The sequence below is a fragment of the Pseudomonas sp. SAS7 genome, assembly GCF_052112345.1.
In the GTDB taxonomy this organism is placed as follows: Bacteria; Pseudomonadota; Gammaproteobacteria; order Pseudomonadales; family Pseudomonadaceae; genus Aquipseudomonas; species Aquipseudomonas putida_Q.
Genome location: NZ_JBEGGO010000012.1, coordinates 54,180 through 74,972, shown reverse-complemented (window position 1 = coordinate 74,972; position 20,793 = coordinate 54,180). Strand labels below are relative to the sequence as shown.

The 20,793-nt window shown below is 59.9% G+C and carries 21 protein-coding genes; 8 read left to right on the top strand and 13 right to left on the bottom strand.

The features are described 5' to 3' along the window. Window positions 1-3: 3 nt before the first annotated feature. The 10 genes from ABI582_RS19575 to ABI582_RS19530 all read right to left on the bottom strand — a co-directional run bounded on the left by ABI582_RS19575 (window position 4) and on the right by ABI582_RS19530 (window position 8,966). On the bottom strand, window positions 4-1,119 hold the full coding sequence (locus ABI582_RS19575) for an FUSC family protein (protein ID WP_442120010.1): 1,116 nt from the start codon (window positions 1,117-1,119) through the stop codon (window positions 4-6). Between the two features lie 50 nt (window positions 1,120-1,169). Continuing rightward, complete coding sequence (locus ABI582_RS19570) at window positions 1,170-1,775, bottom strand: TetR/AcrR family transcriptional regulator (RefSeq protein ID WP_442120009.1); 606 nt, start codon at window positions 1,773-1,775, stop codon at window positions 1,170-1,172. Window positions 1,776-1,962: 187 nt separating this feature from the next. Beyond that, a complete protein-coding gene (locus tag ABI582_RS19565; RefSeq protein WP_442120008.1) occupies window positions 1,963-2,781 on the bottom strand; it encodes an HpcH/HpaI aldolase/citrate lyase family protein in 819 nt (272 codons plus the stop codon). Then, on the bottom strand, window positions 2,778-3,620 hold the full coding sequence (locus ABI582_RS19560) for an FAS1-like dehydratase domain-containing protein (RefSeq protein WP_442120007.1): 843 nt from the start codon (window positions 3,618-3,620) through the stop codon (window positions 2,778-2,780). Before ABI582_RS19560 ends, ABI582_RS19565 begins: the two co-directional genes overlap by 4 nt. 13 nt (window positions 3,621-3,633) lie before the next feature. Then, window positions 3,634-4,563, bottom strand: a complete 930-nt coding sequence (locus ABI582_RS19555; protein ID WP_442120006.1) for an electron transfer flavoprotein subunit alpha/FixB family protein — start codon at window positions 4,561-4,563, stop codon at window positions 3,634-3,636. Beyond that, window positions 4,563-5,312 carry an electron transfer flavoprotein subunit beta/FixA family protein gene (locus ABI582_RS19550; protein WP_442120005.1) on the bottom strand — a complete coding sequence of 250 codons (750 nt, stop codon included), beginning with the start codon at window positions 5,310-5,312 and terminating at the stop codon, window positions 4,563-4,565. Before ABI582_RS19550 ends, ABI582_RS19555 begins: the two co-directional genes overlap by 1 nt. 51 nt (window positions 5,313-5,363) lie before the next feature. Beyond that, the gene (locus ABI582_RS19545; protein WP_442120004.1) at window positions 5,364-6,560 is read right to left on the bottom strand and encodes a CaiB/BaiF CoA transferase family protein; all 1,197 of its coding nucleotides are present in this window, start codon (window positions 6,558-6,560) and stop codon (window positions 5,364-5,366) included. A 55-nt stretch (window positions 6,561-6,615) separates the two neighbouring features. After that, on the bottom strand, window positions 6,616-7,776 hold the full coding sequence (locus tag ABI582_RS19540; protein WP_165931646.1) for an acyl-CoA dehydrogenase family protein: 1,161 nt from the start codon (window positions 7,774-7,776) through the stop codon (window positions 6,616-6,618). Between the two features lie 75 nt (window positions 7,777-7,851). Continuing rightward, window positions 7,852-8,448: a thiamine pyrophosphate-dependent enzyme gene (locus ABI582_RS19535; protein ID WP_442120003.1), complete on the bottom strand. Its 597-nt coding sequence runs from the start codon at window positions 8,446-8,448 to the stop codon at window positions 7,852-7,854. After that, window positions 8,436-8,966, bottom strand: a complete 531-nt coding sequence (locus tag ABI582_RS19530; RefSeq protein ID WP_019470870.1) for a thiamine pyrophosphate-binding protein — start codon at window positions 8,964-8,966, stop codon at window positions 8,436-8,438. The genes ABI582_RS19535 and ABI582_RS19530 overlap by 13 nt, the downstream gene beginning before the upstream one ends. Before the next feature lie 288 nt (window positions 8,967-9,254). Here ABI582_RS19530 and ABI582_RS19525 point away from each other — a divergent pair, with 288 nt between their 5' ends. Together ABI582_RS19525 and ABI582_RS19520 are read left to right on the top strand one after the other, a co-directional pair. After that, window positions 9,255-10,178, top strand: a complete 924-nt coding sequence (locus ABI582_RS19525; protein WP_138736408.1) for a LysR family transcriptional regulator — start codon at window positions 9,255-9,257, stop codon at window positions 10,176-10,178. A gap of 275 nt (window positions 10,179-10,453) precedes the next feature. Further along, entirely contained in the window at window positions 10,454-11,824 is a 1,371-nt protein-coding gene (locus ABI582_RS19520; protein ID WP_442120002.1) for an MFS family transporter, read from the top strand. Window positions 11,825-11,866: 42 nt separating this feature from the next. Here ABI582_RS19520 and ABI582_RS19515 read toward each other — a convergent pair whose 3' ends face one another. The 3 genes from ABI582_RS19515 to ABI582_RS19505 form a co-directional block, all read right to left on the bottom strand. Then, window positions 11,867-13,324, bottom strand: coding sequence for an alanine/glycine:cation symporter family protein (locus tag ABI582_RS19515; RefSeq protein ID WP_442120001.1), 1,458 nt, complete (start codon window positions 13,322-13,324; stop codon window positions 11,867-11,869). 86 nt (window positions 13,325-13,410) lie between these two features. Then, the gene (locus ABI582_RS19510) at window positions 13,411-14,220 is read right to left on the bottom strand and encodes an alpha/beta fold hydrolase (protein WP_442120000.1); all 810 of its coding nucleotides are present in this window, start codon (window positions 14,218-14,220) and stop codon (window positions 13,411-13,413) included. A gap of 89 nt (window positions 14,221-14,309) precedes the next feature. Further along, complete coding sequence (locus ABI582_RS19505; protein ID WP_442119999.1) at window positions 14,310-15,209, bottom strand: LysR substrate-binding domain-containing protein; 900 nt, start codon at window positions 15,207-15,209, stop codon at window positions 14,310-14,312. A 107-nt stretch (window positions 15,210-15,316) separates the two neighbouring features. Between ABI582_RS19505 and ABI582_RS19500 the strand changes: the two genes are divergently transcribed. The 6 genes from ABI582_RS19500 to ABI582_RS19475 all read left to right on the top strand — a co-directional run bounded on the left by ABI582_RS19500 (window position 15,317) and on the right by ABI582_RS19475 (window position 20,721). Further along, on the top strand, window positions 15,317-15,979 hold the full coding sequence (locus ABI582_RS19500; protein WP_338747440.1) for an RraA family protein: 663 nt from the start codon (window positions 15,317-15,319) through the stop codon (window positions 15,977-15,979). A gap of 1 nt (window position 15,980) precedes the next feature. Next, a complete protein-coding gene (locus tag ABI582_RS19495) occupies window positions 15,981-16,646 on the top strand; it encodes an RraA family protein (protein WP_442119998.1) in 666 nt (221 codons plus the stop codon). After that, window positions 16,643-17,272 (top strand): RraA family protein, encoded by a 630-nt coding sequence (locus ABI582_RS19490; RefSeq protein WP_442119997.1) that lies wholly within the window; start codon window positions 16,643-16,645, stop codon window positions 17,270-17,272. Before ABI582_RS19495 ends, ABI582_RS19490 begins: the two co-directional genes overlap by 4 nt. Next, window positions 17,269-18,477, top strand: coding sequence for a pyridoxal phosphate-dependent aminotransferase (locus tag ABI582_RS19485; protein ID WP_442119996.1), 1,209 nt, complete (start codon window positions 17,269-17,271; stop codon window positions 18,475-18,477). The genes ABI582_RS19490 and ABI582_RS19485 overlap by 4 nt, the downstream gene beginning before the upstream one ends. A 271-nt stretch (window positions 18,478-18,748) precedes the next feature. Beyond that, complete coding sequence (locus ABI582_RS19480; protein WP_442119995.1) at window positions 18,749-19,393, top strand: hypothetical protein; 645 nt, start codon at window positions 18,749-18,751, stop codon at window positions 19,391-19,393. Next, on the top strand, window positions 19,390-20,721 hold the full coding sequence (locus ABI582_RS19475) for an MFS transporter (protein ID WP_442119994.1): 1,332 nt from the start codon (window positions 19,390-19,392) through the stop codon (window positions 20,719-20,721). Before ABI582_RS19480 ends, ABI582_RS19475 begins: the two co-directional genes overlap by 4 nt. Window positions 20,722-20,793 lie beyond the last annotated feature (72 nt).

The window sequence follows — 20,793 nt, the reverse complement described above, 5'->3', positions numbered from 1 at the left end:
GGTTCATCGGGAGGCGCCCTGGCGGATCAGCTGATTCGCCAGGCGTATTACGCCGATCAGGACGAAACCTGCCAGCACCCCCTCCAGGCGGATGAACCCGGGCGCAGGGCTGACGTTGACGTAAGTATCAGGCACCATCACTACCAGATACACGAGGGAAAACTGGGTGCCGGCGTAAGCGTATGAGCGGTTACTGTTCTCGATGTGCCGCCCGACCATCACGCCGATGCACATTGCCAGGGTCATGGCGATCCAGTTCGAGCCTACCAGCCATAAAGCCAGCCCCGCACAGGCAGCGCCCGCGCAGCAGCCTGCCAGGCGATGAACATTGCGCAGCGTGACTGCGCGGCTACCTGGCAAAAGCGCCCCAGGTGGCACCATCATCACGGCCATGACGGTGATAGCTGCCTGGCTCAATCCCCCCACCTCCAGCCAGATACCCAAGGAAGGGATCAACGCCAACGCCAGGCCTGCCTGCAGCACATGACGTAGCAGGCAACGGTCAAGGTCCGGTTCGTTCACACGCGCGCCAGATCGGGAAGATAACGCACCATCGGGAAACATCTTGCGTACAGTCCGGCCGGAGAGCATGGCTACGAACCAGCAGGCAAGGGTGCCGCATGCCACTTCCTCCAGGCGGGTTCTGGCTATCTCGATCACGGATGGGCCACCCGTCGCGTCAAATCCGGAGATAGCCACCATGGCGAATGTCAGTCCGGCAAACAGCCAGGCGTAACCATGCTCATGGCGGATGGCGCACCACAGCGTGCCTGCGCCGACCAGCCCAATGACGGGACCAAGCCAATGCACGCTTATTTGCATTTGAGTCAGTAGCGCTGCTGCGGCCAAGCCGCCTGCGGCAGTGCCGATGATCCGGAGCCCGCCACGGTAAACGCAGTCGTGCAGACTTGAACGCATCACCATGTAGCCACTGAAAGCAGCCCAGCCAACATTATCTACCGCCAGATAATGCGCCATGCCGATAGCCAACAACACGGACAGTAGCGTCTCGGCTTCGTCCAGCAAGCGTTGGGGGAGGCGGTCCGGGCTGGAGAACTCTTTACGGATCCCCTGGGTGAACTGCGCGAGACTCGACCACAGCGTGAATCTGAATGGCATGATCTAGGTCCTGATCCTTTCCGTCCGGGCGTGCTTGCAGACAGGATAGGTCAAGGATGATTGCGGTGGCCTGAGCACCAGAGCGCGCGTTGATGAGGTCGCAGCAATGCATTGCACGCCTGCAGGATGTGCTCCTGGATCCAGGTTTCATCGAAAGGCGCCTTGCTGAGCCGCAGGCTGTTGGCGCTTTCGATAATCGCAACGATCGCCACCGAGGCTTTGGAGGGGTCGTCCACGCGGTACTGGCCTGTCGCACAACCTTTCTGAATGATGCATTCCACAGGCTGGGCCAGCCGTGCACTCGCCCGGTCCAGCCAGCGCCGGTGGCTGGTTTCAAGGTGCCTGACCTCGTGTCGCAGGATCAAATCTTCCTGTGGGACGGTGACTTGCCGATTGAGTGAGAAACACACATATCCCTTCAGGTCGCGTGGGCATACGCTCGCATGCCACGCCTGAAGGCGTTTTTCGACGATGTCCAGGACCACATTGAGCAGCAGATCCTGTTTGCAGTCGACGTGATGGTAAAGGCTACCTGGGAGTATTCCGACACGTTGCGCCAGTTTGCGCATGGTCATGGCGGTATAGCCTATTTCAACCATCAGCTCTGACGCGGCCTGCATGACAGGGGGAGGGCATGTACGGGCGGCGTCAACCATACGCCGGCAACCTGGATAGGGCACGCAGCAGCCGGCAGATCAAGCGCTTGCAGCACTTGCGCGGTGGCAGGGCTGCGCCATTCTTCAACCACATACGGCACCTCTTCGACGGGTGCCCCCGATACAGATTACCCCTGCGCGTCAGAACAGTGGTCGCGTGCTGTAACGGGAGCATGAACTGAACCCTTCAACCCGCCTGCAGCAAGATTGCCCGGGCACGCAGGATCACCGGAGCGTCGACCATCTGGCCATCAAGGGTGAATACGCCGGCGCCAGCTTCGGCCTGCTCGACCACCCGTCGAGCCCAATCCAGCTCGTCATGCGAGGGCTTCAGGGCATCGTGGATCACCTTGACCTGGCTTGGGTGAATGCACAAGGCACCGCCAAAGCCCATGTCCCGAGCAAACCGGACTTGACGCTGCAAACCGTCGATATCCTGGATGGCGGGGAACACGCCGTCCAAGGGCGCGGCCAATTCCGCGACACGGCTATGTAGCAGCACTGCGTAACGGGCATGCCCCAGCACGTGCTCGGCAGCTGCGCTACCCGCGCTGAGGCCAAGGTCCAGGCCCAGGTCCAGGCTGCCGAATGACAACCTGTCTACGCCAGCCGCTGTCGCCAAGAATGGTAGGGCAGCCAGGCCCTTGGCACTTTCGATGATTGGCCACACCGCTTTGCCAGTGGCATGGGCGCGATCGATCTGGTCAACGCTTTCAGCCTTCGGCAGCAGAATGCCGATGACCCCGGCATGACGCCGGCAAAGCGACAGGTCAGCCTCGTGGGCCCAATGACCAGGCGCATTCACCCGTACCAGCACCTTGGCCTGCGGATGATCGTCGAGGAACTGGTCGAGGTTGTTGCGCGCCTGCTCTTTCAGCGTCTCTTTCACAGCGTCTTCAAGGTCGACAATGACCCGGTCCGCACCACTGGCCAATGCTTTCGGAATGCGTTCTGGGCGAGTCGCGGGAACGAAAAGCGCGCTACGGACTACGGGTTTTTGTGTCATTGGCGTGCCTCCTGGACGAATTCGATCTCGCCGACCTGGGCCTGGCCTGCCTGATTGCCAGCCCAGACCAGGGCTTTACCCTCACCGATCAATCGGCCACCGACGTCGAACGCGTCAGGGCAGATCAAGGGACGAACACCACGGAAGCTGAATCGACGCACTGTCAATTGCGGGTTCGCCCGTACGAATGCTTGCACGTTCAGCGTTGCGATAAGGGGGCCGTGCACCACCAGGCCAGGGTAACCCTCGGTTTCGGTCACATACGGCCAATCATAATGAATGCGGTGGCCGTTGAACGTCACCGCCGAATAGCGGAACAGCAGCGTCGGGCTTGGCTGAACGTGAAGATGCCAGTCTCCCTGCGGCATCGGCTCGGTTCCGCCCAGTTTGGGTGGCGATGGCTCACGATAAACGATGTCCTGTTCCTCGATGAGCGCCCGCTGGCCGTCTTGCACGTACTCATGTTGTACGGTGACAAACAGCAAGGACCCCGTACGCCCATGCTTTTCCTGAACGTTGAGGATGGTCGAGCGGCGAGATACCTGGGCATCCACGCGCAGCGGGTGGATGAACTCCAGGCGACCACCTGCCCACATGCGGTTGCGGTTATCCGCCGGGGGCAAGAAGCCGCCTCGCGCGGGATGGCCATCCCCGCCTAGCCCGGAGTGCTCGACGGCGTCCTGGAAGAATGCCCAGTGCCAGAGTTCGGGCAGGGGGGCACCCGGAGCTGGCGCTGGCTCACCCAGGGTTGCGGCAATACGTTTTACCAGGTTATGGCTGATGCAATCGTGCACGGTCTCACTGCGACCGATCCAGGTTTCAGGTGCTGATGGGGTCATTGTTTTTGTCCTGTTACAGCGTGGAGGTGAGTGCTGGCACGATATCGAACAAGTCGCCGACCAGTCCGTAATCGGCCACCTCGAAGATCGGCGCTTCTTCGTCCTTGTTGATCGCAACGATCACTTTGGAGTCTTTCATGCCGGCCAGGTGCTGGATCGCGCCGGAGATACCGACGGCGATGTACAGCTGTGGCGCAACGATCTTGCCGGTCTGTCCGACCTGCATGTCGTTGGGAACAAAGCCTGCGTCTACTGCCGCGCGTGATGCCCCAACTGCCGCGCCGAGCTTGTCGGCCAGGCGGTACAGGTGGCTGAAGTTGTCACCGTTGCCCATGCCGCGGCCACCGGAAACAACAATGTCTGCCGCGGTCAGCTCGGGGCGATCGGACGTGGCCAGTTCTTCGCCGACGAACGCCGATATGCCTGTATCGCAGGCGCCAGCCAATGCCACGATCGGCGCACTACCGCCTTCTGCCGGCAGGGCCTCAAAGCCGGTGGATCGAACGGTGATGACTTTGACTGCGGCGTTCGACTGCACGGTGGCGATGGCGTTGCCCGCATAGATCGGGCGCTTGAAGGTATCGGCAGACTCTACGGAAATGATTTCGGAGATCTGATCGACATCCAGAAACGCTGCCACCCGCGGCAGGATGTTTTTGCCGTTGCTGGTGGCAGGGGCCAGTACATGGCTGAAGTCGCGACCCAGGTTGGCCACCAATGGCGCAACATTTTCCGGGAGCTGACGCGCGTAGGCAGCGTCGTCTGCCATTAGCACCTTACTCACCCCAGCGATCTGCGCAGCCGCGAAAGCGACACCGGAAACGTCCAGCCCCGCGACCAGGACCACGACTTCCCCTCCGATCTGGCGGGCTGCAGCCAGAGTATTCAAGGTCGGTGCGGCGAGTGTGTGATTGTCGTGTTCAGCTAATACCAGGATGGTCATCAGATTACCTTCGCTTCGTTCTTCAGCTTCTCGACCAGTTCGGCCACCGACTTGACCTTGATACCCGCGCTGCGGGCAGCCGGTGCTTCGACTTTCAGGGTCTTGTTGGTGGATGCGAGGGAAACGCCGAGGTCGTCAGGCTTGACGGTCTCCAGCGGCTTCTTCTTGGCCTTCATGATGTTCGGCAGCGACGCATAGCGTGGCTCGTTCAGGCGCAGGTCGGTGGTGACGATGGCTGGCAGGTTCAGCGATACGGTCTGCAAGCCGCCATCGATTTCACGGGTGACGTTCAGCTTGTCGCCAGCAACGATGACCTTGGAGGCGAAGGTGCCCTGGGCGTAGCCGGTCAGCGCGGCCAGCATCTGGCCGGTCTGGTTGTTGTCGCTGTCGATGGCCTGTTTGCCAAGGATGACCAGCTGAGGCTGCTCTTTGTCGACAACGGCTTTCAGCGCCTTGGCTACAGCCAGGGAGTTCAGCTCGTCAGCGGCTTCTACCAGGATGGCACGGTCTGCACCCAGGGCCAGGGCGGTACGCAGTTGCTCCTGGGCAGTGGTCGGGCCGACGGAAACGACGACGATCTCGCTCGCCACGCCCTTTTCTTTCAGGCGTACGGCCTCTTCCACGGCGATTTCGCAGAAGGGGTTCATGGACATCTTGACGTTTGCAAGGTCGACGCCGGAGTTGTCCGCCTTGACGCGGACTTTGACGTTGTAATCGACCACACGTTTGATAGCGACCAGCACTTTCATAAGCAGTAATACTCTGTTCTTGAGCTTCACAACAGGCGGTGAAAAGAGGGGTCAGATGACCCCTGAAGCGCGCAGCTGTTGAATTCGTTCATGCGTCAGGCCAAGTTCGGCAAGGATGCTTTCGCTGTGCTCGCCAAGCGCGGGCACCGGGCCCATGCGGGGTGCAAAGGCATTGCTGGTGGCGGGCGGGAGCAGGCTGGGCACGCTGCCTGCGGCCGTGTCGATGCGCCGCCAGCGGTCTCGGGCTTTTAGTTGTGGGTGCTCCCAGACACCCTGCATGTCGTTTACCTTGGCGTTGGCAATGCTGGCCTGGTCCAGCCGCTGAATAACGGTATCGAAGCTCAATGGGGCGAAAGCCTCGATGATCAACGCTCGCAGGGCGTCGCGGTTGGCCACGCGTTTGAAGTTGGCAGAAAACCGATCGTCATCCGCCAGCTCCGGCCGGATCAGCACATGCTCGCAGAACAGCTGCCACTCCCGTTCGTTCTGCAGGCCGAGCATCACGGTGCTGCCATCGCCAATAGGGAATGGGCCGTATGGATAGATCGTGGCGTGCGCTGCACCAGCGCGAGGGGGTGGCGGGGCGCCCTCGTAGGCGTAATAGAGCGGGTAATTCATCCACTCCACCAGGCTCTCCAGCATCGAAACTTCAACGTGGCTGCCGATGCCGGTTTTTTCCCGCAACAGTACGGCCGAGAGGACGCCCGTGTAGGCATACATGCCGGCAGCGATATCAGCTATCGAGTTGCCCGCCTTGGCCATCCCGTCTTCGCCGGGGCCACCGGTGACCGAAAGAAAACCGCCTTCGCTCTGGATCAGCAGGTCATAGGCTTTTTTCTGCTCGTAGGGGCCCCCAGCGCCATAGCCGGAGATGTCGCAGACGATGAGCCGCGGGAAGCGCTCGTGCAATTGCTCGAAGCTCAAGCCAAGGCGGGCGGCCGCGCCTGGCGCCAGGTTCTGCACCAGCACATCGGCTTGCTCCAGTAGCTGGCCAAGGATGTCCCCGGCGATATCCTGCTTGAGGTCAAGGGCCAGGCTTTCTTTCGAGCGGTTGGTCCAGACGAAATGCGAGGCCAGGCCGTTGACCCGCTGATCGTAACCACGGGCGAAGTCGCCACTGCCCGGGCGTTCGACCTTGATCACCCGGGCGCCCAGGTCAGCCAGCTGACGGGTACAGAAGGGCGCTGCGATCGCATGTTCGAGGCTGATGACGGTTATGCCGTCAAGTGGGCGAATGGGCTGACTCATGGTTGTTGTCTCTCTTGTTATGGCTGGCCCTCGCGGTTGACGAGGGGGCCCTGGGTCAGAACGAACGTGGCAGTTCCAGCAGATGTTCGGCCACGTAGGACAAGATCAGGTTGGTTGAAATGGGCGCGACCTGATAAAGGCGGGTTTCGCGGAACTTGCGCTCGACGTCATATTCATTGGCAAAGCCGAAGCCGCCGTGGGTCTGCAAGCATGCGTTGGCAGCCTCCCAACTGGCTTTGGCCGCCAGGTACTTGGCCATGTTCGCGGCGGCGCCAGCGTTGCGACCGCTGTCGTACTCGGCGCAAGCACGCCAGCGCATCAGGTCGGCGGCTTCGATTTCGATGTGGGCTTCAGCGATGGGGAACTGCACGCCCTGGTTCTGGCCGATCGGGCGGCCGAATACCACGCGATCACGGGCGTACTGGCTGGATTTCTCGATAAACCAGCGGCCATCGCCGATGCATTCGGCGGCGATCAAGGTACGCTCGGCATTGAGCCCGTCGAGGATGTAGCGAAAACCCTTGCCTTCTTCGCCAATCAGGCTGCTGGCAGGGATTTCCAGGTTGTCGAAGAACAGCTCGTTGGTTTCGTGGTTAACCAGGTTGGCAATCGGCTGTACGGTCAGGCCGTTACCGATGGCTTCACGCAGGTCGACCAGGAAAATCGACATGCCATCGACCTTCTTGGTGACCTCGGCGAGCGGGGTGGTACGCGCCAGGAGGATCATCAAGTCAGAATGCTGGACGCGAGAGATCCACACTTTCTGGCCATTAATCACGTACTTGTCGCCTTTGCGAACCGCCGTGGTCTTGATCTTGGTGGTATCGGTGCCGGTGGTCGGCTCTGTCACGCCCATCGACTGCAGGCGCAGCTCGCCACTGGCCAATTTGGGCAGGTAGTAGCGCTTTTGCTCTTCGCTGCCGTTACGCAGCAAGGTGAACATGTTGTACATCTGGCCATGGATGGTGCCGGAGTTGCCGCCGCAGGCGTTGACTTCTTCAAGAATAACCGAGGCCTCGGCCAGACCCAGGCCGGAGCCGCCAAACTCCTCGGGTATCATCGCCGACAGCCAGCCGGCCTCAGTCATGGCTTTGACGAAGGCTTCAGGGAAGCCTTTTTCTTCGTCGACCTTGCGCCAGTATTCGGCCGGGAAATCGCCACACAGGGCACGTACACCCTCACGAATGGCGTTGAGTTCTTCTTGATTGTTGTCGATCATCATCATTCTCCAGGGTGGGGCAGGCCGGCAGCGTCATCGTGGTTCGGCCGCCGGCCCGACCCTGTAACACGGTCAAATAGGCTGGAAGCCCAGGGCGGCGCGGAAACGGTTCTTGATGTATTGGCCATCACGCGGCGGCAGTACACGTGGCGGGTTTTCGGCTTTGATCTTCACCGTGGCCAGCTTGACCCCGTCCCGATTGGCGAAACGCTCACGCAGGGCATGGACCCCGTCCATTTCACGAATTTCCTGGGTCCAGGCAAAGCCACAGGTTTCAGCGACCCGGTCCAACTCGATGCCGAAGCCGGCGTGGCTGACTTGCATGCCGGTTTCACCGAAGTGGCCGTTGTCCAGCACCACGATGGTCAGGTTTTTCGGCTGCTGCAGTGCAACAGTGGCCAGTGCGCCGAACCCCATCAGCAGCTCACCATCCCCGGTGACAACCACCACGCTTTTGTCCGGCTGCGCATTGGCGAGGCCCAAGCCCACGGTAATGGCACTGCCCATGGCCGCCCAAAGGTAGTAGTTGTTGTCGTGGTCACCCGCGGCCATCACATCATAGGAGGCAGAGCCCAGGCCGGTGACGACGAGCACATCCTTGCGATCGGCGAGCAAGGTACGGACGACCTCTCGGCGGCAAAGCACGTGGTTGGCGCTTACTTGACCCATTTCTTTTCTCCGATCAGGCGCTGACCAAGCAGCAGGGCGGTGGCGGCATCGCCGTTGAAGGCCATGGTGGCGGCGCCATGGAGCAGGGGGGCCACATCCTCAGGTTTGTCAGCGCGCCAGGTCATCACTTTCATCAGGTTCAGGGAGGCTTCAGTGGCCTGACCCATCGGGTTTTGCCAGGCGTTGAATTCAGCCCAGTCCCCCCGCATGGTCACCACCATCAGCAGGGGGAAACCAGCGCAGTTCTGCAAGGCGAGGGTGTTGATGCAATTGCCGACACCGCTCGACTGCATCAGCAGGGCGCCACGTTCACCACCCAGCCAGGCGCCGGCCAGGTAGCCAATGCCTTCTTCTTCCGTGGTGAGCACAACGGCCTTGATGTCGGGGTCTGCATAGGACATGCGAATGGACGCCGAGTGGCCAGCGTCCGGTACGAATACGACGTGCTTGACGTCGTGGGCCTTGAGAACACGGAACACGTCCTCTTGCCAGTTCTGTTCAGCTTCTTGCGATGACATGGGTATCTCCCGGCAGTGCTGCTTTTGTTTTTCCTCATCATGCGGCGAGATGCAGCGCAGGACGACTACCGTTTTTTTCTTTGAGATATGCCGTAGCGGCATAGGTGAACCCATAGCACGCGGCAGGCAAGCCGAGCATCAGGAAACCGCCCATAGCCCAATCGTGCTGTGGTGTATACCTTTGGTGCTAGCTGCTATGCCCAAATGCTATAGCTGATGACCAAGGCTGTCTTTAGACTGTGAAAAACGCCGTTCAGAGGCGCCCCTTTCTTTGCCAGTGGTTGACCGATGGACGTAGTGCAACTGAAAACCCTGATCCATGTGGCCGAACTTGGCAGCCTGAGCAAGGCTTCGGACCGGCTCCATGTGGCGCAACCTGCATTGAGCCGGCAGATTCGGCAGTTGGAAAAGGAATTGGGCGTCTACCTGTTCGAGCGGCATGGCCGCGGCATGGAAATCACCGCTGCCGGCCTTGAGGTTCTTGAACGGGCCACCCGGATCATGGACGAGCTGGAGTCCATCCGTACCTCGGTAGCCGGGGGGCGTGCCGCATTTCGCGGCATGGTCGCCATCGGTACCACGCCGACCATCGCCGAGATTGTCACCGTGCCGTTGGTTCAACGCATCCGCGACACTCACCCAGACCTCTCGATCCGCTTTTCATCGGCGTTCAGCGGCTACCTGCTGGACTGGTTGCAGCGGGGCGAGCTGGAGCTGGCCATTTCCTACGATCCGCAGCCACTGCACACGTTGCGAATCGAACCGGTAATGATGGAGAACCTGGTCCTGGTTGGCCCTCCCGAGGCCAGGTTGAACCTGGACACGGCCGTGTCGTTCGCAGAATTGGCCAATGAACAGATGGTGCTGCCCAGCCCCCGCCATGGGCTGCGCAAGATCATGGACCAGTGCGCCCTTGAGCGAGGCTTCAAGATCACCACCAGTGTCGAGGCGGACTCCTTTGGCGCGATGATCGACCTGGTGCGCAATGGATTTGGCTATACGGCATTGCCACTGGCCTCCATCTACTCCCGCCTGAATGACGGCACGCTATGCGCCGCGCCGCTGGTTGACCCGACGCCAATGCGCAAGCTGGTGCTCGTGCTGCCCGCCGATCGGCAGGTAAGCCCTGCAACGCGCTACGTCGGCCAGACCTTTGTGGACATTGCCAGCGAGCTGGTGGCCCAAGGCATCTGGGCGGGGCACATGCTCTGAAACGGCTGCGCCAAGCTATTCAATCGCGGCATAACTGCTAGAGGGCAGCGGGTCTGGCCGCTACTCAGGTGAGGGCGTAGCTTTGCCCGGGATAAAAGTCAGTGCGCTTTCGCTGGCTTGTAAAATAATAGATCCCAGAAGGTGCCCCCATGATGTGCGTTCCATCGCCCCGCGTACTGCCGCCTGCTTTTCCTGTGAAGACTCCAAGCCAGTAGATCGACGCAGACCAACGCTGTTGTTCTTGCCTCGCGTTTGCCTCAGATCTGGAGTTCCCCATGCACGCCAACAATCACAATCCTGCTGCGCCTGATATCCGTAACCTGACCAATCGCCAACGGATTCGCGCCATTCTCGGCGCCTGTTCCGGAAACCTGGTGGAGTGGTACGACTTCTTCATCTACGCCTACACCTCAATCTACTTTGCCGCGCTTTTTTTCCCTCAGGGCGACCAGACCACACAACTTTTGGCAACGGCCGGCATTTTCGCTGTCGGCTTCTTCATGCGCCCCTTGGGCGGGTGGATTTTCGGTTACCTCGCTGACACGCGTGGCCGCAAGTTTTCCATGATCATCTCCGTCTTTCTGATGTGTGGGGGCTCGCTGATGATCGCGGTATTGCCCACCTACGAAACCATTGGCATGGCGGCGCCGGTTCTTTTGCTGATTGCCCGCTTGATGCAGGGCCTTTCGGTAGGGGCTGAATACGGTACCGGTGCTACCTACATCAGCGAGATTTCCAGTACGGGCAAGCGCTGCTTCTTTGGCTCTTTCCAGTACTTCACGATCATTGCAGGGCAACTGCTGGCATTGCTGACTGTGGTTGTGCTGCAGAACCTGCTGCCCATCGAAGAACTCAAGGCCTGGGGCTGGAGGATTCCATTCTTCATTGGTGCAGTGAGTGCGCTGGTGGTGGTCTACCTTCGCCGCTCGATGCTTGAAACGGCAAGCCACCAAGGCGCCAAACACAAGGAAGCGGGCTCGATAAAAGCGCTGATGAAGCACAAGAAAGCCGTGCTGCTGACGATTGCCATCACTGCCGGTTGCTCGCTGCACTTCTATACATTCTCCACCTACATGCAGAAGTACCTGGTGGTTTCGGCGGGCTTCGATCCGTCGACCGTGAGCTTCATCATGACAGCCGCGCTGGTGGTGTTCATGTGCCTTCAGCCAGTGTTCGGGATGATGGCTGACAGGATTGGCTCGCGAAACAGCATGATTGCCTTCGGCCTGCTGTCGAGCCTGTTGATCGTACCGTTGCTCACGGGGCTCAAGAGCGTCAACAACCCGTACGAAGCCTTCGCGCTGGTCATGCTGGGCCTCCTGATTGCAGCGTTCTATACGCCGGTCACCGGCGTGCTGAAGGCAGACCTGTACCCCGCCACGGTCCGTGCGCTGGGCGTAGGGCTGCCCTATGCCTTGGGCAACGCGCTGTGTGGCGGTACTGCCGAGTACGTGGCGCTGTCCCTGCGCGGCGCGGGCGTGGAGTCGTACTTCTACTACTACGTGGCGGCGATGAGCGTCATCACCCTGATTGCCGCAGTGCTCATGCCCGATCTACGCAAGCACGGTTACCTCGACGGCACGGGTGCTGTGGAAGAAAACACTGGCTTGCGTCCTGGGGCTCATTATTCGAATGCACGAAGCTGAAACCAAGCCCAGGCAACCGCTACGGTTGCCTGGCAATCCTGCTCATCGAGATGTTATTGGTGGCTCAGGTTCGAGTACGCCCAAGCCCTGATTTTTTTCGACCTGCTCTGGAGCATTGCTCCAGATGGTCCTGTCTATGTCGAGGTCCTGGAAGGCACTGGTTGTGAGAATTGGCTCGGCAACGCCGGCTTTGCGCTGTGCGTCATAATCTGCGAGCAGTCGCAGTCCCACTCGGCATAGCAGAACCAGGGCGATGAGGTTCACCAGCGCAGAAAGGGTCATGGTGATGTCGACAAAGGCAAACACCGTACTCAGATCCTGAACCGAGCCCCAGAGAATCAAGGCCAGCACCAGGGCGCGATAGCTCAGCAGCGCATGGCGGTTCTTACCCAGGATGAACCTCAGGTTGCTTTCGCCCAGGTAGTAGTTGTAGAGGATCGAGGTGAACACGAACAGCGCAAGTGCAACACTGATGAAGATGCGGCCCCAGTCGCCGACCACTGCGGCAAGCGAATTCTGCGTCAGCACGATGCCATCCCCGGCAAAACCTGCGGTATAGAAGCCCGACAGCAAGATCAGCAAAGCGGTGCAGGTGCAGATGATGAACGTATCGAAAAACACGCTGAACGCCTGCACGACACCTTGTGAGACAGGGTGCCGGACTTCGGCCACCGCTGCGACGTTTGGCGCACTGCCCAGGCCAGCTTCGTTGGCAAATACGCCACGCTTCACACCCATCACGATTGCGCTGCCGATCAGGCCACCGAAGGCTTGATCGAGCCCGAACGCGCTTTTCACGATGGTCAAGAGCATCAGGGGCACGTGGTCAAATTGCAGCACAATGACGTACAGAGTAACCGCTATGTAGGCCAGCGTTTTCACCGGTACCAGCAGGTCTGCCACCCTGGCGATGCGTTTGATGCCACCCACGAACACCAGCGCTAGCACGGCGGCCAGGGCGATGCCGGAATAGGCGGGGTCAAAGCCAAAGGCATTTTGCAGTGAATGGGTTACCGCGTGTGACTGCAGGCCATTGAAGGAAAAACCGAACGTGACGATCAACAATACCGCCATCACCACGCCCAGCCATCGCTTGTTCAGCCCGTATTCCATGTAGAACGACGGGCCACCATGAAACTGGCCGCTGCCGTTGTGGCGCTTGTACAACTGCGCCAGGCTGCATTCGAACAATGTGGTGGCCATCCCCACCAGTGCGGTGACCCACATCCAGAACACCGCACCAGGACCACCCAAGGTTACAGCCACGCCGACGCCGGCGATGTTGCCCGCCCCGACACGGCCGGCCAGGCTGAGCATGAGGGCCTGGAAGGAACTGATTTGAGTCGAACTGCTGGTAAGGCTGTCCTTGAACACCTTGAACATGTGCAGGAAATAGCGAAGCTGCACAAACCGTGTCTTTACGGTGAAATAAGCGCCCAGGCCGACGACCAGGACGATAAGCAGCTTTCCCGAGAGAAAGCCATTGATGGCTTCGAGCATGACGCAACCTCATTGTTATTATGACTGGGTGTGCGGGTACACACGGCCGCAAGCAGCCGTGTAGGGGTTGGAGCCGGTGAACGGTGTCAGGCGCGGTCTTGCAGTGCCTTGATGTGCTGCCACATCAGCGCCGGGTTGGAGTACATCGGGAAGTGGCCACAATCAGGGATGCAAGCCAGTTGCACCCCTTGGGCAGCGATGTCGTCCAGATAGGAAAGGTGGGCGTTGGTTGCGCCGTACATGTACTGGCGCGGGAAGGGTAGCGCCAGGAACTTCTCCATCAGACCGCCGTTATCTGACAGCTCTACCATGGACTCGAAGATGCCGCGCACCGCCCCGGTACGTACCTTGTGCCCCAGGCTGGCCGCATAGAGTGCGCTGGCAGGATCGGCGGCAAGCCGGGTGCGCTCGATGAAGTCGCGGAAAAACCGTGAATCGTCGTGGCGCGGGTGATCGTGGATCTGCCGGCTGAGGAAGCAATCTTCGGGGGCGATATTGCCCTCGATGTCGACGAAACTCAGCACTCGATCCGGGGCGGTATCAGCGAGCATCAGCCCGGTCAGGCCGCCCATGGAGTGGCCGACCAGGTGAAATTTGTCGACGCCAAAGTGTGCAAGTACAGCCTGGGCAGTCTTCACCAGCAAGGGGATATTGATGCGGGCGAGGTCGGCGCATTCGGTTTCTCCGCAACCAGGCGCATCGTAGGCAATGAAGGGATGACCTTCGAATGCGGGCTGCAGCGTGATGTCGGCATAGTCTTCTTTGGTAGAACCGAACCCATGCAGGAAGAGGATAGGTGCCTTGGGGCCGGAACGATGAATCACCGCCAGATCCAGCAGCACGCCGTCGATGTTCAACGGCAGTTTCTCGTGAGTGAAGCGAGCAGGGTTTGCCACGGTGGGAACTCCTTTTACGGAGGCCCCAATGTCGGGCCCACCCTGAATTTTGTAAAATACGAAGCCGCGAACCTTGTCATATGCCCAGCCTATGACGCAAAAATCTGCTTGGCGTGGTCAATCATCGCATCCACCAAGGGATTACCGTTAACGCCGTGCCATGCCATGGCGGTGGTAACAACCTTCACTTCCGGCTGCAACGGCCGCACCAATACATTTCCAGGAGCAAGCTTGTCCATGGAGGTGGGCACCAAAGCGATGCCCTGGCCACAACTGACGAACGCCACCTGCGCCGTGACAGAGCGGACCTGATGCACGATGCGCGGCGCGAAGCCGCTGGCCTTGCATAGACCCACCAGATAGTCGAAATACACCGGGCTGACGTCCCGTGACGCCATCACCAGGGTTTCATCGGCAAGTGCCTTGAGCTCAATGGCTGCACTGGCGGCCAATGGGTGGTCCTTGGGCATCGCGACTGCCAGGCGATCCTCTGACAGCGGCATGGACTGCAGATGCCGGCCGAGGTTGCCTTCAAGGCGTGCAAAGGCGATGTCGATATCGCCGGCCTCAAGCGCGGGTATCGCCTCTGCGCTATCGATTTCTCGAACCGAAACCGTGACCAACGGGTGGTCTTGCTTGAACCGCTCGATCAACTGGGGCAGCACATCGATCATGGCGGAGGTGATCGCCCCGATGGTCACCACGCCGGCGTGGCCGGCCACTGCCTCGTGAACCGCCAACTCCAGCCGCTCCAGCTGATCAGCAAACTTGCGCACAGCCGGGAGAATTGCAGCCCCGGCGGCAGTGAGCTGAGCGCCACGGCGAGAGCGGGTGAAGAGTTGAATGCGAAGGGACTGTTCAAGCGCCTGGATCTGCTCGGTCAACGGCGGCTGTGACATGCCCAGCCGCTTGGCCGCGCGGCTGAAGTTCTGGTCCTCGGCAACGGCCAGGAACAGCCACAGGTGACGTATCAAGCGAAAGTTGATCACGGTGTTCTTCCATAGGTTTGGGGTATGACAGGCTTAGCTTCTTCGTAATATACGTATCAAACCTCGGCGCAGATACTCAAGCCTCACTTACAAGAGGCCTGCAACCGATGAGCTTGAAAGCCCCGCTTGAACGCCTGGCTGTGCTCGATACCAATACGGTGTCGGACGCGCTGGACTTCCTCCAAATGCCTGGAGCCACCAACGGCCTGATGCCGCTCTGGAACTGCCCGAAGATTGTTGGCCGAGCCAGCACGGTGCAGCTGGGGCCAAAGCAGGACGTGGCACCCACCGTTCACCTGATTACCCCAGTCATCGAGCAGGTCACCACCGATGACCGCGTGCTGGTGATTGCGGGTGGTGTTGACGGTATTTCCAGCTGGGGCGACATCCTGGCCAACGCCGCCCGGCGCAAAGGCATCCGTGGCTCGATCATCGATGGCTTCAGCCGCGACATCTGCGGCAGTGCCGACATCGGCTACCCGGTCTACGGCCGCGGCGTGACCATGATCAGCGCGCGCAACAGGCTCATCCAGATCGACGCGGCTGTCACCGTTCGCATGGCTGGCGTTGACGTGGATGAAGGCGACTACGTGATTGCCGACGCATGCGGCACCGTTTTCATCCCGGCCAGTGCCATCGACAAGGTGCTTGACCTGGCCGAGCGTATCGACCGTCGCCAGGCCGGCATGGTGGACGCCGTCCGCGCAGGGCGTTCGGTCGAGGAAGTGATGCACGACACCCAATTCGAAGCCATCAAGGTGGAGCACTGATATGAGCGTTTCTGATAAAGACCTGGTCGCCTTGTTCCAAGGCCTGGATACCCCGGGGGTGTCCGACGCGATGGACAAGCTGGGCCTTCCCGGCCAGGCCTTTGGTATCGCGCCGCTGGCAAACTACAGCCAGGTCGTGGTCGGCCCGGCCTTCACTGTCCAGTACGTCAGTGCAAGCACACCGCCAGGCACCGTGGGTGACTTCATTGATGAAGTAGCACCAGGCGACGTTGTGGTCATCGCCAACGAAGGCCGAACTGATTGTACGGTGTGGGGCGACATCATGACCCAGTACGCCCTGGCCCGCGGTATTGCCGGCACGGTCATTGATGGTGTCTGCCGCGATGTGAACAAGGCGCTGGGCGAAGGCTACCCGCTGTTCAGCAAAGGCCGCTTCATGCGTACCGGCAAGGACCGCGTCGAGGTCGTGGCCGTCAACCAGCCGGTGTCGGTTGGCCATGCCCGGGTTTGTGCCCGGGACATCGTCGTCGCTGACGCCAATGGTGTCGTCATTGTCCCGCGTGACCGTGCCCAGGAAGTTGCTGAAACGGCACGTCGCATCGAACACGTCGAAGGGCAAATCCGCGAACAGATTTCTATTGGCAAAAGCCTTAAAGACGCCCGTGCCGCCCTCGGTTACCACTCCCTTCAGAGCAAGCAATCATGAGCCTTCCACACGATTACCAGAACATTGCAAAGGTCCTCGGCAGTTCCACCCTGTACGAGGCGTCCGGGCTGCCGTGCGCCGTCGACCGCGAGATCCGCGCTGTCTGGAAAGGCGCATTCATCGCCGCGCCGGCTTACCCGCTGCAGTGTTCACCAGGTGACAACCTGGGCCTGCACCTGGCCGTGGCCAAAGCGCCGCGCGGCAGCGTGCTGGTGTGTGATGCCGCCGACTTCGTCGCCGGCTATTGGGGTGAGGTACTCACGGTGGCGGCCGAAGCGGCAGGCATCGTTGGCCTGGTGATCAACGGTGGTGTGCGCGACATCGCCGCGCTCGAAGCACATGGTTTCCCTGTATTTGCGCGTGGCATCTCGGTCAAAGGCACCGTCAAGGCCACCACGCCTTCGGTCGGCAAACCGTTCGATTTCAGCGGTGCGTGGGTCAGCGCCGGCGATCTTGTCGTCGCGGACGAGGATGGTGTGATCATCATCCCGGCCAATGCCGTTGAACATACCCTGCGTGAAGGACAGAAGCGCGCGGACAAAGAAGCCGTATTCATGGGTAAGCTGCGCGAAGGCAAAACCACCATGGACCTGATGGGCCTCTCCCACCCGGAGGAGCACGCGTGAGCCTGGCAACGCTGAACCGTCGCCTGGAGGCTGCCAAGCCTTCGGCGACCTACAAGATCATCGACCGCGTGGCTGCGCGCCGCGCGGACGGGGCGAAGATCATTTCGCTCTGTGCGGGTGAGCCTGACTTCGATACACCGGAGCACATCCGGGCCGCGGCCATCAGTGCGATCGACAACGGCCATACCCGCTACACCCAGGTAGCCGGCCTTCGCACGCTGCGTGAAGCCATCGCACGCAAATACCAGCGTGAGAATGGTCTTGATGTCAGCTGGCAGGACACGCTGGTGTGCAGTGGCGGCAAGCAGGTCATCTTCAATGCCCTGGCCGCAACCCTGAACGAAGGCGACGAGGTTGTGATTCCCGCGCCATACTGGGTCAGCTATCCAGAAATGGTTGAACTGTGCGGTGGCGAGTCGCGGATCGTCGCTTGTGGCGCCGAGTCGGGCTTCAAGCTGACCCCGCAAGCGCTGGCCGAAGCCATCGGGCCGAAAACCCGCTGGCTGATCCTGAACTCACCGTCCAACCCCACGGGCGCCGTGTACGACCGCGACGAATTGCAGGCTCTGGCTGAGGTGTTGCTGGCCCATCCGCAGGTACTTATTCTGGCGGACGATATCTACGAGCACCTGATATTCGACGGCCGTGACTTCCTCACGCTTGCCCAGGTTGAACCACGCCTGGCTGCGCGGACATTGACCATGAACGGCGTGTCGAAGGCCTACGCCATGACGGGTTGGCGGATCGGGTTCGCTACCGGCCCTCGCTGGCTGCTTGAGGCGATGGAGAAGCTTCAGGGTCAGCAGACCTCGGGTGCCTGTTCCATCTCGCAGCACGCTGCAATCGCAGCCCTGGACGGTCCGAAAGACTTCATCGCCCACAGCCGCGAAGTATTCCAGCGGCGCCGTGATTTCATGGTCGAGTTGCTCAACCAGGCGCCGGGCATCAGTTGTGAGGTGCCAGGCGGGGCTTTCTACGCTTTTGCCGACTGCTCTGGGCTGATCGGCAAGCGCTCACCTGCTGGGCGCGAATTGGTCAATGACGAGGCTGTGGCCCTGGCGTTGCTGGAGGAGGCCAATGTTGCAGTCGTTCAGGGCAGTGCTTTTGGTCTTTCAGGGTATCTGCGCATTGCTTATGCGCTGGATGACGAGTCGCTGCGTGCGGCTTGCCAGGCCATTCACCGCTTCTGCGAGGACGCACGGTAGGTATATCGCCTCGCTGAACTAGGGCACCCAAAGGCTGGACTTCCTCAATTGCATATTTGCGATCCAGGTGGTGCAGCCTTTTTCGATTGGACGCAGGTAATGTCTGCTCTGGACGGGTGCTGACAGTTTATTCGGTGGTTCAGAAAGGGGCAGGAGCACACAATATTTGAAAAGTTTTTCCTATCAAAGAAGGGTATAAAAACTCGTTTGCCGAAGTTTTTTCAATCATTGAAGATAGCCTTAAGGTCAAGCCATCTTGAGGAGAATAACAATGAACGGCTCATCATTTGCTATATTATTTGTGGCGTCAGATATTGATGCTGAGTATGAACTTGAATTCAACCGTTGGTACGACGAAGAGCATCTTCCGGATCGAGCGGCGATGGCCGGAGTCATCAAGGCAAGCCGGTTTAAATCTCCTTCCGACTCCCCCAAATACCTTGCGCTCTACTGGGCAGAGGGCATCTCTGCCTTCGATTGCCCTGAATATGCGCATGCGTTCAAGTACCAGTCGGTCTGGTCCAGGCGAATTCTTCCGCTCATGCGAAACCCCACCCGTCGCATCGGTGAGGTATTTGGGCAATTCGATCAGCCTGAGGGGGAATGGATAGCAGTCGTCGCAGCAGCCGGAGCAACTGAATCTCAATCGCTGAGCGCGCTTCAACCAGCGCTTGCCGAGATCCCTGGGTATATCCAGAGCTACTTCGTAAGCCCCATTGCATCGCTCAGCTTGCCGTTACCCCAAGAAGCCAGCAACCCGCGGCCGATGACTCCCATGCTCATCGTGGAGTGCTCCAGTGAAAGCGCAGCACGACAGGCTGTCGAGGCCAGCCTGATCAGTTTGCCAGCCGGTAGCCGCCATTTTGGTGTGTATCAACATCTTAGCAATGGCTCGGTTGGGGAGGTGCGTCGATGACTACTACAATCGCATCCGTGGATCAGTCAGCCCCCATCGCCACCGAACATCCCGGCAAGCGCGCCGACATCAGGCGGCTCGCCGCTGCAAGCTCGATCGGAACTACGCTCGAATGGTATGACTTCACCGTCTACAACCTGATGGCTGCGCTGGTCTTCAACGTCATCTTCTTCCCTTCGTTCGACCCGTTGGCCGGTACCGTCATTGCTTTCTCCACGTATGCGGTTGGTTATGTCTCGCGCCCTTTGGGCGGGATCATCTTCGGCAGCCTGGGCGACAAGCTCGGCCGGCGCTGGGTTTTGGTAGCGACGCTGATCTTGATGGGCACAGTTACCGGGCTGATGGGGTTGTTACCTACCTATGAAACCTGGGGTATTTGGAGCCCAATTCTTTTGGTTCTGCTGCGCTTCCTGCAAGGGGCAGCTATTGGTGGGGAGTGGGCCGGGTCGGTTTTGTTGTCCATGGAGCATGGCGAAGATCGCCATCGTGGCCGGAATGCTTCCTTCACACAGGTAGGACCGGCCTGCGGGACCCTGCTGGGTGCCGGGTTCATTGCCTTGATCACTTTTGTCATGACGCCAGAGACGTTCCAGGAGTGGGGCTGGCGTATTCCATTTCTATCCAGTGTGCTGCTGGTAATGCTCGGTTTCTGGCTGCGTCGTGGTGTAGATGAAACGCCGGTGTTCAAGTCGATCGAGGCGAAGGAAGCCAAAGTCGACGCACCGGTGCGGGAAGTGTTCGTTGGCCACTGGCGGCGTTTGCTGGTCGCAGGCGGCGCACGTATCGGCTCGGACATCGTCTACGCGCTGCTGGTGGTGTTCACGCTTGCTTATGTGACCAACGTACTCCACTTACCGCGTTCTACTGCGCTGACTGCCACGATTATCGGTTCCGTGTTCCATGCCATCAGTGTTCCGCTGTTCGGCATGCTCTCCGACCGATTGGGGCGCCGCCCGGTCTACGCATTGGGAGCCGTGCTATCGCTTGGCTGGGGGTTCGTATTCTTCGTGCTGCTGGATACTGCATCCCCCGTGCTCATCTGCCTGGCAGTCATTGTCGGCATGATCTTCCAGGCAATGATGTTCGGCCCCCAAGCTGCTTTCGTTACCGAGCAATTCCCCACCCGCGTCAGGTATGCCGGATCGTCGTTGGCCTATACCTTGGCTGGCATCGTCGGAAGCGGACTGGCCCCACTGGTTATTACGGCAATATTCAAGCTCTACGAGTCTTCGTTCGCTGTAAGCCTGTATATCGCTGGCGGGCTGGTCATCACTTTGATAGCACTCGCATTCGCGCGTGAAACCGCCAAGAAGCCGTTAGAAGACTAATCCGAAATAGACAGGCAACTTCCCGATGTGCAATGGGGGTTGCCTGCCAAAACTTCGCTGTGGGATCTAGCC